At 45.3% G+C, this 13,893-nt stretch carries 12 protein-coding genes; all 12 read right to left on the reverse strand.

Going from position 1 to position 13,893, the window contains the following annotated elements:
* Positions 1-398: 398 nt before the first annotated feature.
* The 12 genes from HMPREF3144_RS09870 to hfq all read right to left on the reverse strand — a co-directional run bounded on the left by HMPREF3144_RS09870 (position 399) and on the right by hfq (position 13,819).
* On the reverse strand, positions 399-1,160 hold the full coding sequence (locus HMPREF3144_RS09870) for an ABC transporter permease (RefSeq protein WP_070477712.1): 762 nt from the start codon (positions 1,158-1,160) through the stop codon (positions 399-401).
* Positions 1,161-1,162: 2 nt separating this feature from the next.
* Positions 1,163-2,143, reverse strand: coding sequence for an ABC transporter ATP-binding protein (locus tag HMPREF3144_RS09875; RefSeq protein WP_070469265.1), 981 nt, complete (start codon positions 2,141-2,143; stop codon positions 1,163-1,165).
* Positions 2,144-2,235: 92 nt separating this feature from the next.
* The gene (gene rpoD, locus HMPREF3144_RS09880) at positions 2,236-4,569 is read right to left on the reverse strand and encodes an RNA polymerase sigma factor RpoD (RefSeq protein ID WP_070477714.1); all 2,334 of its coding nucleotides are present in this window, start codon (positions 4,567-4,569) and stop codon (positions 2,236-2,238) included.
* Between the two features lie 65 nt (positions 4,570-4,634).
* Positions 4,635-6,524 carry a DNA primase gene (gene dnaG / locus HMPREF3144_RS09885; RefSeq protein WP_070477716.1) on the reverse strand — a complete coding sequence of 630 codons (1,890 nt, stop codon included), beginning with the start codon at positions 6,522-6,524 and terminating at the stop codon, positions 4,635-4,637.
* Positions 6,525-6,565: 41 nt separating this feature from the next.
* Complete coding sequence (gene rpsU / locus HMPREF3144_RS09890) at positions 6,566-6,778, reverse strand: 30S ribosomal protein S21 (protein WP_018026029.1); 213 nt, start codon at positions 6,776-6,778, stop codon at positions 6,566-6,568.
* Between the two features lie 147 nt (positions 6,779-6,925).
* Entirely contained in the window at positions 6,926-7,477 is a 552-nt protein-coding gene (locus tag HMPREF3144_RS09895; RefSeq protein WP_018026028.1) for a phosphoribosyltransferase, read from the reverse strand.
* Positions 7,478-7,521: 44 nt separating this feature from the next.
* Complete coding sequence (locus tag HMPREF3144_RS09900) at positions 7,522-8,817, reverse strand: adenylosuccinate synthase (protein ID WP_018026027.1); 1,296 nt, start codon at positions 8,815-8,817, stop codon at positions 7,522-7,524.
* 66 nt (positions 8,818-8,883) lie between these two features.
* Positions 8,884-10,047 carry an ATP phosphoribosyltransferase regulatory subunit gene (locus HMPREF3144_RS09905; RefSeq protein WP_070477718.1) on the reverse strand — a complete coding sequence of 388 codons (1,164 nt, stop codon included), beginning with the start codon at positions 10,045-10,047 and terminating at the stop codon, positions 8,884-8,886.
* Between the two features lie 11 nt (positions 10,048-10,058).
* Positions 10,059-10,931 (reverse strand): protease modulator HflC, encoded by an 873-nt coding sequence (hflC, locus tag HMPREF3144_RS09910; protein WP_018026025.1) that lies wholly within the window; start codon positions 10,929-10,931, stop codon positions 10,059-10,061.
* Between the two features lie 17 nt (positions 10,932-10,948).
* Entirely contained in the window at positions 10,949-12,325 is a 1,377-nt protein-coding gene (gene hflK / locus HMPREF3144_RS09915; protein ID WP_070477720.1) for an FtsH protease activity modulator HflK, read from the reverse strand.
* Positions 12,315-13,406 (reverse strand): GTPase HflX, encoded by a 1,092-nt coding sequence (hflX, locus tag HMPREF3144_RS09920; RefSeq protein ID WP_036557690.1) that lies wholly within the window; start codon positions 13,404-13,406, stop codon positions 12,315-12,317. Before hflX ends, hflK begins: the two co-directional genes overlap by 11 nt.
* Before the next feature lie 167 nt (positions 13,407-13,573).
* Positions 13,574-13,819 (reverse strand): RNA chaperone Hfq, encoded by a 246-nt coding sequence (hfq, locus tag HMPREF3144_RS09925; protein WP_018026022.1) that lies wholly within the window; start codon positions 13,817-13,819, stop codon positions 13,574-13,576.
* Positions 13,820-13,893: the final 74 nt, after the last annotated feature.

The following is a 13,893-nucleotide window of genomic DNA, read 5'->3' on the forward strand; positions in this document are numbered from 1 at the left end:
TAGACAGACTAAGTACTGCTATCGGCTTTTTGCTTTGATTTTAAAAAACGATAAATCAAATAGATACTTAGCGCAAGTACGCTGACATTAATAATGGAACCGCTCAAGAAATACAAGTCGTAAAGCGTCTCTTGACCGCAGTATCTTTGACTTATTTGGCAAATTCTGAGCACCAAATGAATAAACCACTCAGGATAAACAGGAAAGTATGCTTCATACCTAAGCCAAAAAAACATATGTATCAGCACAGCCAAGAAAAAAACGATCAATTGTAAAAAAATCACCCCGATTTTTTTCATGAGACAAGCACAAAAAAACGTATTTTTAACAAAAAAGCGATATCAGAAAAATCCAATATCGCTCATTACTATAAACTCATTGACCACCGCCTACCATGACTACGGTCTTAGTCTATACCCGGTTTTGAAAATAATAGTGATTAATACGCTACACGCACATAATACAGCGAGAATAATCCCAAAACTCAAGATATGATTAACATCAGATACCCCATAGAAGCTCCAACGGAAACCACTAATTAAATAAACCACCGGATTGAATAAGGCAATCGTTTTCCAAATACCGGGGAGCATGTCTATTGAATAAAAGGCACCGCCTAAGAAAGTTAAGGGTGTCAATACCATTAAAGGAATGACTTGTAGCTTCTCAAAACTATCCGCCCAGAGACCGATGATAAATCCGAACATACTAAAGCTAATCACTGTCAGTAGTAAAAAGATCACCATCCAGACTGGGTGCTGAATACTATAATCCACAAAAAGACGAGCAGTGACTAAAATCAAAATAGCCAAAATAATACTTTTTGTGGCTGCAGCGCCGACATAGCCGAGCATAATTTCCATTGCATTAATCGGTGCTGATAATACCTCATAAATCGCCCCATTCCAACGCGGCATATAAATCCCAAAAGAGGCATTGCTGACACTTTGGCCTAGCAAAGACATCATTAATAAGCCCGGTACAATAAAAGCGCCATAGCTGACATCTGAGATATCACCGATTCTAGAGCCCATCGCTGCACCAAAAACGATAAAGTATAATGAAGTCGTTATCACCGGTGAAAAAATACTTTGCCAAAAAGTACGTAAAGCACGCGCCATTTCAAAACGATAAATCGCTTTAATTGCAAAAAAATTCATCCCTACTCCTTAAGCGCTTTCGCTGCGCCATCTTGATTCTCCAGCAAAGAAACAAAAATCTCTTCTAAACTGCTTTTCTGCGAGATCAAATCCAGAATTTCTATATTATTGGCCGATAATAAGCTGAGTAGCTCTGATAAACTAGCACCGTCCTGATTAGCCACGTCACCATCTTGATGATAGGTATACAGCAGGCTTTGTCCATTATCCACCAACTCCAAGGCAGCCTCCTGCAACGCTTTGGGCAACTCGGTAAGTGGCTCTTTTAGCTTGATGCGCAGTGTTTTTTTCCCAAATTGTTGCATCAGCCTCTCCTTTTCTTCGACCAGCATAATTTCACCCGCATTAATCACCGCAATTCGGTCCGCCATATCCTCGGCCTCTTCAATATAATGCGTGGTCAAAATCACAGTTAATGACTCGTCTTGGGAAAGGCGACGTATCATACGCCATAAGTCATGGCGTAACTCCACATCGACGCCAGCCGTTGGTTCATCCAAAAATAAAACCTCCGGCTCATGAATTAAAGCCTTAGCAATTAACACGCGCCGCTTCATACCACCCGAGAGGCTGAGAATTTTATTGTGACGCTTGTCCCACAACGATAAATCCTTCAGCAACTGTTCCTCAAATGCGGGATTAGGTGCTAAGCCAAATAAACCTCGACTAAAACGCACCGTGTTTAACACGGTTTCAAAAGACTCTGTCAGCAGTTCTTGAGGCACCAAACCAATTTTTTGACGTAATTGGCGCTGATGTTGCATGGTATTTAATCCATTCATTACCACCTCACCCGAACTCGCCTTGACCAAGCCAGTGATAATACCGATAAGCGTGGTTTTACCTGCACCGTTCGGACCTAAAAGGGCTAGAATTTCGCCCCGATGGATATCTAAATTCACTTCTTTTAATGCGGTAAAGCCATTATCGTAGGATTTACTGATGCCCTTGATTGACATCACAATATCATTTTCATTATGCATGTTGTGCTCGGTAATACATAGATACAGTAAAAAAGCCGAGTCATGAGGGGGCTCACTCTCGGCTTTAAGATCAGATGAATAACAAAAAATCACTAGTTAGAGTTGTCGCTATCTAGGAAGCTTTTTAACTTATCTGCACGACTTGGATGGCGCAATTTACGCAAGGCCTTTGCCTCAATCTGACGAATACGTTCACGTGTTACATCAAACTGCTTACCCACCTCTTCTAGTGTTTGATCAGAGCTTAGACCAATACCAAAGCGCATACGGAGTACCTTACCCTCGCGTTCAGTTAAGGAGTTCAGTACCTCATCAAATACCTCCTGCATGGATTTATAAGTAGAGGCCTCCTCCGGCGACATGGTGGTTGTGTCTTCAATAAAATCACCTAAATGTGAATCATCGTCATCACCTATTGGTGTTTCCATAGAAATAGGTTCTTTGGCAATTTTAAGAATCTTGCGAACTCTATCCTCGGTAATATCCATTTTCTGGGCAATTGTTGCTGGATCAGGTTCCGCACCAGTTTCTTGGAGAATTTGACGTGTAATACGGTTCATCTTATTGATTGTCTCAATCATATGCACCGGAATCCGAATTGTCCGCGCCTGATCCGCAATGGAACGAGTGATCGCTTGACGAATCCACCAAGTAGCATAGGTTGAGAACTTATAACCGCGACGATACTCAAACTTATCAACCGCTTTCATCAAACCGATATTACCCTCTTGGATCAGATCCAGGAATTGCAAGCCACGGTTCGTGTACTTTTTAGCGATCGAAATCACCAGACGCAAGTTTGCCTGAATCATCTCGCTCTTGGCCTTTTTGGCTTTATTCTCACCATTAACCATACGACGATTGATCTCTTTTAGCTCTTGCACTGACATCATCATCTCGTCTTCGATCTCGAGAATCTTTTTCTGATCATCTTGAATATCAGGAATGGCACGTTCTAAAACCTCTGCATAGGGTGGCTTTTTAGCAAGTACCTGATGGACCCAATCAAGATTCGTCTCATTACCATGGAAAGTAGAGATAAAATCAGAACGTGGCATCTTCACACGGTCCACTACCGTAGCTAAAATCGAACGCTCTAAGGCCCGCACACTCTCCATTTTATGACGTAGCAAGTCACATAAGGACTCCGTCATTTTTGCGGTAAAGCGTATACCGACCAACTCATCAAGCATATTAGCCTGCTCCTCCAAATATACTTTGGAGCGAATATTGCCGGCATCAACCTCGGCCTGCATTTTTTTATAGCATTGCTCAATAATATCGAACTTTTCTAAGGTTTGAAGCTCAAGATTTTCGATTTGCTTAGAGCTCATCGCACCGGTTTGCGCCTCTTCACCCTCAGCAGTCACACCAGAGCCTGCGTAATCCTCGCCCTCTTCGTTAATTAAGCCATCAACAAAGTCATCAATGGCAGCTTCACCCTCACGTACCTTGGTGATGCTATTGAGAATTTCTTCAATGGTTGCAGGGAAAGTTGCGATGGCCATCACCATGTGCTTTAAACCGTCTTCGATACGCTTAGCGATTTCAATCTCACCCTCGCGATCCAAGAGGTTGATTTGACCCATTTCACGCATGTACATGCGCACCGGATCTGTGGTACGACCGAAATCTGAATCTACCGTGGTTAATGCAACCTCAGCCTCATCCTCAACATCGTCATCATCGCTGATAGGATTGGCATCGCTCAGTAATAAATCCTCAGCACTAGGCGCTTGGTCGTAGACCTTAATCCCCATCTCGTCGAAGGTGCCGATAATGCTATCCATCGCATCGGTATCTACCAGATCATCCGACATGGTGTCATTAATATCACTAAAGGTCAGATAACCCCGATCCTTACCCAGCTTAATCAACTGTCTAAGGCGGCTACGACGCTCCTCCAACATTTCAGGAGAGGCATTACGTGAACTGCCGCCAGCCCCACGGCCGGAACGACTCTTACGTCCTGCCTTGGCAGCACGGCTCTTAGTAGATGTCGCCGCAACCTCGTCTAAGTCCTCATCTACATCAACGATTTCATCCGCATCATCATACTCATCGTAATCACCATCGGCATCGAAATCATCCGATAATTCACCATCGAAATCATCATCGAAATCATCACTGGTAGCTGGAGCCGCTTTAATTTCAGGGACGGTTTTAGCAGCCGCTTTTTTTGCTGGTGCTTTCTTAGCAACCGCTTTTTTGGCGGCAACCTTTTTTGCTGCCGCTTTCTTTGCAGTGGCTTTTTTGGCCGTTGCTTTTTTAGCGGTAGTTTTTTTTGCCGCTTTTTTTGCAACGGCGCCGCTTACATCCTCAGTTGACGCTGTCGTAGTTTTGATAGTCTCATCAATAGACTCGGATGCTTTTGATGCTGCTTTTTTGGCAGCCACTTTTTTTGTAGTGCTAGTTTTATTAACCATTTAATGAGTACCCTGTCAACATAAGTTTCGGCGGTAAAATAACTAAATATTGTAGCATGAACTGCTTAAGACTTTAGAAAATTAAAACGCGCTAGCACCGCCATATAACGCCGCCGTTCACTTTCTGTTTCCATCCCTGAGCTTATTAATGTATTGATTTCAGCTTGTAAAATATCCAGTTCAAGCTTTTTAAGTGCATCGTTCCACTCCGCCTCAGGATTTGGGAGTGCCTCAATGCTTGAGCTATCTTTGCCTAATGAGAGTAGGAGCTGATGAAGCGGGCTTCCATGTTCTGCTTGCTGTATCAGAGAACCAATATGACGTGCCCCACTACGAAAAGCAAAGCTGATAAACTCAACGACAACTTCCATATGGGGATGTTGACGCAGAATTTCAAGCTGTCGCTCCCCAATCTTATCCAAAAGGCTCGGATGATTCGCTAATAGGCTCAATAGCTGGCGCGCTAAAGGCATCGGCTGACGGATAGCATCAGCTTTGGGTCGAGCACGTTGGTAAGTGGGGGTGGCACGATAGCTGCTAGTGTTCCTTGTTTGAGTAGCATGCTCCGACAACGGCGCAGTCGGCGCAACACGCTCGGGCAGCGGCTCACTAGCGCTAGATGATGCCATTGAGTGCACACTAGTTGTACTATTTTTACCCGCTTGATGACGCTGTAAGACCACGCTAAACTCATCGGCAGTAAAACGTACTAAGCGTGCCAATTCTTTTTCAATTTGGGTGCGAATCGTTGAGGTCGGTATTTGATCGACTAAGCTAATCGCTGCATTAAGACAAGCCGCCCTACCCTCCGCCTCATTTAAATTGTAATCCGCTGCCAGTGTCTCTAAAAAAAAGGCTGACAAAGGCTGAGCCTCACTCACCTTTTCATCAAACTTCTTTAAGCCATAGGCTTGCACAAAGGAGTCGGGATCATGCTCTTTCGGTAAAAACAAAAAGCGTAAAGCAATATCATCTCGCAATAAAGGCAAAGAAGTCGTCAAGGCACGCCATGCCGCTCGTTGGCCTGCGGCATCGCCGTCAAAGCAAAAAACAATGCGATTCGTTACTTTGACTAATTTATTAATATGATCGGCCGTGGTTGCGGTGCCAAGCGTGGCTACAGCATAGTCAATACCATAACGAGCCAAGGACACCACATCCATATAGCCCTCCACCACTAGCACGGTGGCAGCCTTACGAATACCTTGTCGGTTTTCCCATAAGCCGTAGAGCTCGCTACCCTTATGGAATAGCTCAGTCTCAGGCGAGTTAAGGTATTTAGGCTGCCCTTTGCCAATGATACGCCCCCCGAAACCGATGATACGACCCCGTTGATTGTAGATTGGAAAGGTAATGCGCTCACGAAAGCGATCATAACGCAAGCCTTGCTCGTTTTGAATAACAATACCTGCGTCAATTAAGATCTCATCAGCATAGTCTTCAAAAACATGTCGCAGATTCTGACGCTCGCTGCCGCTCCAACCTAATCCAAAGCGCTGAGCAACTTCAGGCGTTAAGCCGCGCTGCAACAGATAATCCTGCGCAGGACGATATTGACTTAATTGATGATGATAAAAGTTTTGTGCCTTATCTAAGGCCTCATGCAATAGGTCATAGCGTGTTTTACGTGCTTTAAAACGAGCTCGCGCCTCAGGGCTATAATTCGGTTGAGGCACCACCATACCGACCGAGTCCGCCAAATGCCGTACGGCATCGGGGAAACTCAGGCCCACATGATCCATGACAAAACGAATAGCAGTACCGTGAGCACCACAACCAAAGCAGTGATAAAACTGCTTCGTAGGGCTCACGGTAAATGAAGGTGTTTTTTCTTGATGAAAGGGGCAAAGTCCCTGGAGATTTTGGCCGCCTTTTTTTAGTTGAACATACTTGCCGACAACATCAACAATATCAACTCGTGCAAGTAGCTCCTGTATAAAGTCTTCAGGAATCAACTCAGAATAATATAACGATAATTACTCGTTTAGTACATCAATTAGTACATACGTGGAGGCAATTGCTGGCTGCGGATGCGCTTGTAGTGACGCTTAACGGCAGCAGCTTTTTTACGCTTACGCTCAGCGGTAGGCTTTTCGTAGAATTCGCGAGCGCGCAACTCAGTTAAAAGACCAGTTTTCTCAATTGTGCGCTTAAAGCGGCGTAAAGCAACTTCAAACGGCTCATTATCTTTAATACGTACTTGTGGCATAGACAATCAACTAAAAAGGTTTAATAAATGAAACTAAAATAATAGCCCTCTACTATAGCTTAAAACCATAGAAAAAGCAAGTAAATCTAATACTTATCCGCTTAAAAAGCAGAAAATAAAGGGGTGTAGAGCGATTAAGCGACAGAACTAGCTATCTGCGGAACTCGTACCCTTTCGAATCCAAGATTCTAACTGATGTGGGCGTAAACTATCATAATCCTCAAACGGCTGGTGTATCCAAGGGTTGGTAGGTAAATACTCACAGTAATAATCTGGCTGTACAGTAGCGTGACCCTTGAGCCATAGGACGGCTGAACGCATCTCCTCAATACTCGGAAATTCCTTTAGCAAATGCTCATAGACCTTTTGAAAAGTAAAGCCCGTATCCACCATATCATCGACCAAGAGAATACGCCCCTCTAAACTACCACGTGTGATAGTAATAAACTGAGCAATATCTAAATGACCTTGCACTGTGCCCGCGGCCTCACGATAACTACTTGTCGCCAGAATACCCAGGGGCACATCAAAAATACGGGATAACACATCACCTACCCTAACACCGCCGCGAGCTAAACAAATAATGGCATCGAAGCGATACTTTGACTCATACACCTTGAGCGCTAGTTGTTCAATTAATCGGTGATAATCACTCCAACTAACCCAAAGGTCTCTATCCGTGCTTGGTGGCATGCCCATGTGTAATCCCTCTTTTGTTTTAAAATTATCCGTAAGAGCGCTAATTATAAACCGAAAGGATTATCTAGCATAATGGTTTCTGAACGTTCAGGACCAGTAGAGATCATCGCTACCGGTACATCACATAACTCACCAATTCGTGCTACCAGTTTACGTGCATTTTCAGGCAAATCTTCATAGCGCTTAATACCCGCAGTACTTTCAGACCAGCCTGGCATCATTTCGATAATGGGCTGTGCCTCGGCTACCTTGTGAGCACCATAAGGCAACACATCTAAACGCTTGCCGTCGATTTCATAACCAACGCAAAGACCGACTTCCTCTAAGCCATCCAGCACATCAAGCTTGGTAACACAAAGACCATTAATGCCATTAATAATCACTGAACGCTTAAGCGCGGCGGCATCAAACCAACCACAGCGACGAGGTCGGCCAGTCACCGCACCAAACTCATTACCCTGTTTGGCTAAATGCCTACCGATATCACAAAACAACTCCGAAGGGAAAGGCCCCGAACCCACGCGAGTACAATACGCTTTCGTAATACCTAACACGTAGTGCAACTCTTGCGGACCCACACCAGCCCCTGCCGAGGCTTGACCAGCAATGCAATTACTACTGGTTACAAAGGGATAAGTACCATGATCAATATCTAGTAAAGCACCCTGAGCACCCTCAAATAATAGGCGCTTACCCGCCTTTTTAGCCTCATAAAGTAGATACGATACGTCTGCCACCATTGGCTCAAGCACCTCAGCCAGCTCCTCACAGAGTGCCTTAACCTCGGCAAATGAGATAGGCTCAACCTGTAATTGATGCTCTAAAATGGAATTATGATAATCCACCGCCGCCCGTAATTTCTTCTCGAATACCTCTGGCATAAACAAGTCTTGCACACGCAAAGCACGACGCGCAACTTTATCCTCATAGGCCGGACCAATACCGCGCCCCGTGGTGCCAATTTTATCGGCACCGCTTTGAGCCTCACGCGCCTTATCCACGGCAACATGATAAGGCAAGATCAAGGGGCAAGCTTCAGAAATCTTTAAGCGAGAGCGCACATCAATACCGGCACTCTCAAGCTCCTTAATCTCCGAAAATAATGCCTCGGGGGATAAAACCACGCCATTACCGATATAACAGACCGTATGTGGATGCATAATACCTGATGGAATTAAACGTAATACCGTCTTAACGCCGTTAATCCATAAGGTATGACCGGCATTATGACCACCTTGGAAGCGTACCACACCATGCACCGATTCTGCTAACCAGTCAACAATCTTACCCTTGCCTTCGTCACCCCATTGGGTACCTATCACTACAACGTTCTTGCTCATATTTTAGATAAAAAAAAAACCGCAACTATGCTAGTCTATCGCAAAAATTGCATATTCGGCAGTAATTTAATTATTAATGCTTTTTAACTGCCATTGATCATTATCTAAGACCAATTCTTGCGTAAAGACATACTCCTCAATGGTTTGCTCAGTGTTAGGAAAAAGCTGTACCACAATCTGCCCCGCTTGGCGCAGCTGCTGGATGATGGCGAGCTGAGCCGCATCGTCAGTCCAAAGCGTTTTAATCGCTTCAGCAGGCTCAGCGCGGGCTAATCCTTGGACCAAACTACGCAAATTTAAACTAAAACCGGTCGCAGGACGCTCTCTGCCGAATGCCGTAGCCACCTTATCATAACGACCACCACGCACTAAGGCATTGTGCCAACCCTCGGCATATAAAGCAAAGCTAATACCCGTGTGATAATCATAGCCGCTAATATCAGCTAAATCGATGCTAAGCGTTGGATAACGCTGTGCAACCTGCTCTAGATCATTGAGTGCGCTATCAATCTCGGCTAATTTAGGCAAGCATTGACGCGCTTGCTCAAGCACCTCTTTACCACCATAAAGATTGGGTAATGCCAAGAGTGCCTTTTTAATGTCCTCAGGCACCTCGTCTAACTGATTTAAAAAGACCCGCAAACTAGTAATGGCTTTTTCGCGCACAAAGGCGTTCAACTTATCAGCCTCAGACTCTAAAACGGGATGGGAGGCTACCAGCGCTCGCATAATGCCGGGATGATTTAAATCCAAGGTCGCATTATGAACACCGGCCACTTTTAAGGTTTGATGCGCCAAACCGATAATCTGTAAGTCCGCTTCTATACCTGCGTAGCCAAATATCTCGGCACCGATTTGTACCAATTCTCGGTCCCCGATGAGATCGTTGGGCTTAGTATGAAAAGCCACACCACAATAACAGAGACGCGTTACACCCTGACGATTAAGTAAATGTGCGTCAATACGCGTCACCTGTGGGGTAATATCGGGACGAATACCAATGGTGCGACCACTCAATTGATCTACTAGTATAGCGGTTTTAAGTGGTAAGTCATTGCGTTGTCCAGCAAAAAGGGACTCGGTAAACTCCACTAAAGGTGGTGCCACCAATTCAAAGCCACTGCATCGATACAAATCAAGTAGCTGACGACGCAATTCCTCAAGTCTACGCGCCTCTGCCGGTAGAATATCTGAAATAAATTCCGGTAATAACCAGTTACTAGCTCGCATCATTACTCCATCTACTCGCCAACCGGATTACCGAAGTATTTAAAGAAGCTGGAATCCGGCGAAACCACGATCGTATCTTCTTTATTAGCAAAAGATGAACGATAAGCATTTAAGCTATTAAAAAAGCTAAAAAACTCAGGCTGCTGCGAATACGCTTCGGCATAAATTTTGGTTGCTGCGGCATCGCCAGCACCACGTACCGCTTCGGCTTCGGCTTGCGCTTGAGCAATAATTTCGGCTACTTGACGATCCGCCTCCGCACGAATACGCTCACTTTCTGCTGCCCCGCTGGCGCGAAGACTATTCGCCTCCTGCTTACGCTCAGCCTGCATACGAGAATAGACTGAATCAGAAACCTCGGCTGAGAACTCAATCCGTTTTAAGCGCACATCAACCACCTCGATACCTAGCGGAGCCGCACGAGTAGAAATATTTGCCAAAATTTCCTGCATCACCACATCACGATCAAAGGAAATCACCGCTCTCACAGTTCGTACGTTAACCGCTGCGTTAAGCGCATCACGGATTTGTGCGGCCAAACGATCCTGCGCAGCTTGGGTAGAGTTACCAAAAGAAATGTAGTAAAGACGAGGATCAGAAATACGCCACTTAACGTAGGAGTCGATAATTAAGTTCTTTTTCTCTGACGTTTGAATGCGCTCAGCATCTCTGGATTCAATTGACTGGATACGCTTATCCAAGAATACCACATTAGCAAATGGGGCCGGCATTTTGAATTTTAGGCCCGGCTCTGTCTCCGTGCGCTGCCATTCACCTAGTTTAAACACCAAGGCGAAATTACGCTCATTGACCGTAAACACACTAGAGGAAATGATGATAAATGCAAGCCCTAGTAATATTGCCCAAAAAACAGGTCTTTTCATAACTAACTTCCTCTTAATTAACGGCGCGCCGACGCTTCGCGATCACGACTTAAATTACGGCTACGATACTCGGCCTCAGTAGAGGCACTGCTAGTGGTGCTGTGCGATTCATTGGCACTGCCATGCTCAAAGGACGAGGCATCACTCGCAGACGCTTGCTGCGGCGCTGGCACAGTACGAGTGGTAGCAGCAGGTTTGCGATTTAAAATGCTATCCAAAGGCATAAACATCAGAGGATTATTTTGCTGTTCAGCCGTATCAAGCATCACCTTAGAGGCATTAGAATAGATTTCGCCCATGGTGCTGATATACATACGTTCGCGTGTCACCTCAGGTGCTGCCGCATACTCAGACGCGATTTGCTTAAAGCGCTCGGCTTCACCGATGGCCTCACCCACCACCTTGGCACGATAACCCTCAGCACTTTGTAATAAGCGAGAAGCACGACCGTGAGCCTCTGGGATGACGCGACTAGCATAGGCCTGACCCTCGTTTTTCTGGCGCTCGTTATCCTGACCTGCCTTAATCGCATCTTCAAAAGCGGCCTGCACTTGCTCCGGCGGCTGTACGTTTTGAATCGCCACGGTGATCACCTCAATCCCCGTATTGTACCGGTCTAAAATCACCTGCATTAAACGCATCACATCTTGCGCCGCTTGAGTACGACTTTCGTAAAGAATATTATTCATTGATTCCTTACCCACCACCTCGCGCATAGCGGTTTCAGCCGCTTGGCGTACCGACTCGTCAGGGTCAGCGGTGGCAAATAAGTAACTCGCCGCAGGACTTAAGGCGCGGGTATTAACATCCCCATTTTCCACATCGGCCACACCCGCCTTGATGCGGTACTGTACATCAAATTGCACATCGACGATATTTTCATCCTCGGTCAGCATCAAGGCTTCAGGTAAAACCTTGTTGCGAGAGTTTTCACGGTAACCAATAGAAAAGGCACGGACATTAGCAATATCAACATGCTCCACACTTTCGATTGGTTGTGGGATATGCCATTGAAAACCAGGCATCACCGTACGTTTATACTCACCGAACTGGGTTATAACGCCAACTTGACCCTCACGAATAATAAAAAAGCCACTAGCCAACCACAATAACAGACCGACAATTAAAGCAAATACAATGCCTTTACGGAAGAAATTCGGTGATAAGGGTTTGCCAGAACGGCCGCCTGCCGGTCGTGGACCCTGGGGGGAACCGCCGCGATTACCACCGCCAAAGAGTGATTTAAACTTTTGTTCTACATCAGACCAAACCTGGTCTAAATCGGGTGGACTATTAGGTCCCTCTTGTGGTCGCTTAGGCTCACGTGAACCCTCATCGCTTTGAGGCTTTTTGCCCCAACCCGGATCATTTAAATTAAAAATCTTACTTAGCATCAATAGTTTTCTCTAATTGCTGTTTAGTTAGAACGATAGCCTCTCTAAGAAACTCTAAACCACTGCGCTCGGCGGCGCTTAAAAAGACACGACTAACACGGCCGGACTCATCCAATTCCAGTCTAGGCTCCTGCTCAGTCAAATCAGTCTTATTGTAAACAAGAATGGTGGGGATGTGTTGCGCACCAATCTCTTGTAGAACTTTATTTACTTCAAAAATCTGCTCCTCTTTTTGAGGGCTACTACTATCAATCACATGCAGTAATACATCGGCATATAAACTCTCCTCAAGCGTGGCCTTAAAGGCCTCAATTAAGGTCGTCGGCAATTCACGAATAAAACCCACCGTGTCTGATAAAGTTATCTGCCCCGCCCCTTCTATCCAAACACGCCGGGTGGTGGTATCCAGCGTAGCAAAGAGCTGATCGGCGGCATACGCATCAGCCCGCGTCATGGCATTAAATAATGTGGACTTACCGGTATTGGTATAGCCCACCAAAGACACCATAAAGGTACCACTACGCATACGTTGACGACGTTGATTCTCACGCTGCTTACGCACCTTTTTAAGACGTTCGCCCAAGGCCTTAATGCGTCCACCAATAATACGTCGGTCCAATTCTAGCTGAGTCTCACCGGGACCACGGGTGCCAATACCGCCCTGCTGCTGTTCGAACTTGGACCAAATCATACTTAATCTGGTACGCATGTACTGTAATTGCGCAAGCTCTACCTGAATCTTACCCTCATGGCTTTGCGCTCTAAGGGCAAAAATATCCAAAATCAGTGCCACTCGGTCGACCACACGGCAATTAAACTCCTCTTGCAGGTTGCGTTGTTGTGCTGGTGATAAGGGTTGACCAAAAATAACGATCTCTGCACTAGCCGCCTTTGCCAATGCCACCGCTTCCTCAACCTTGCCCTTACCAATAAAAAAGGCAGGATCCGGACGCTCTCGATTAGCCACTAGGGTGCCGACAATCGTTGCTCCTGCACCTTTGGCCAACATGATTAACTCCTCGTGATGGGCTTGGAAATCAAGATCGCCATAAAGATTAACGTCAACAATAAATGCTTGCATTGTAGGTGCGTGTATGGGAATCTCCCTCAAGGTAGTAAGTAATAGAAATCAACTAATATACCAGGCTATTAACAATAAAAGCCCGCGTAAAAAGCGGGCTTATTACGGCTAAAAAAACTTGGTAATCGTCGTCATACCAAGTGCTCTCTGTATATGTTAGGCGTGGCTTAAGCTTCAGCCTCCGGCTCCCCTTCGCCCTGTAAATTAACGGCACGGGCAGGAACCACTGTTGAAATAGCGTGCTTATAGACCATTTGTGTTACGGTATTTTTTAATAACACCACATACTGGTCAAAAGACTCGATTTGACCTTGTAGCTTAATACCATTAACTAAATAAATTGATACGGGGATATGCTCTTTACGTAGTGTGTTTAGGAAAGGATCTTGTAATGATTGTCCTTTATTGCTCATGCTTGAGACTCCGTTAGTATTTATATGATTAAAATTGTAATTATGTAATGGAAGCTATTACTTTAACACTTTTT

This window comes from Oligella sp. HMSC05A10 (genome assembly GCF_001808335.1).
In the GTDB taxonomy this organism is placed as follows: Bacteria; Pseudomonadota; Gammaproteobacteria; order Burkholderiales; family Burkholderiaceae_B; genus Oligella; species Oligella urethralis.